The 560-nt window shown below is 54.3% G+C and carries 1 protein-coding gene; it reads right to left on the bottom strand.

The window, feature by feature from the left end; genetic code table 11:
• Positions 1-544, bottom strand: a 544-nt coding sequence (locus WH96_RS20900; protein ID WP_047766190.1) for a SpvB/TcaC N-terminal domain-containing protein, incomplete at its 3' end; no start/stop codon positions are given.
• Positions 545-560 lie beyond the last annotated feature (16 nt).

The following is a 560-nucleotide window of genomic DNA, read 5'->3' as shown; positions in this document are numbered from 1 at the left end:
GACCGCCCTTGCTCCAGACCGTAAAGCTTGCCGGGCCCGTGCCAGCGGTTCCGTTCGAGATAACCTTGGCATAGCTTTCAATCTCGGTGCGGTATTCCGTCCCGTCTGCCCCATAGTCTCCAGAGACAGCAACCAGACGCTGACCATCAAGACAAAAACGATCCTCTGCTGAGAAATCAACACCGTGGATCTTGCCATGGGGAACCAGACGTTGACCACAGCGGGTTATGGCAGAAAGACCTGATAATCCCCAGCCGACGCCCAAGGGACCATTACCCGCCTGAGAGGAATAGGACAAAGCCAGACGCGGTTCATTACCAGCAATCCCCGGAGGAACTGAAATCGGCAGGGAATAGGTTGCTGCTCCACTGTCATCAACCGCAAACTCGCCCTCAAGAGAACCTGCTACCGTTGTTGTATTACTCGTCTGGGCATAGGCGCCACTAACAAAAGAGGCACTGAGACTTCCAGCAACACATAGGCCAGTCAAACTCAGGTCCGTCAGGCGTAAGCCTGCCACACGTAAACACGATAGCAACAACATTTATGATGATCCCCCC

The sequence above is a fragment of the Kiloniella spongiae genome, assembly GCF_001026905.1.
Taxonomy (GTDB): domain Bacteria; phylum Pseudomonadota; class Alphaproteobacteria; order Kiloniellales; family Kiloniellaceae; genus Kiloniella; species Kiloniella spongiae.
Note: the sequence above shows the minus strand (reverse complement) of the source record. Positions and strands in the feature narration are given on the sequence as shown.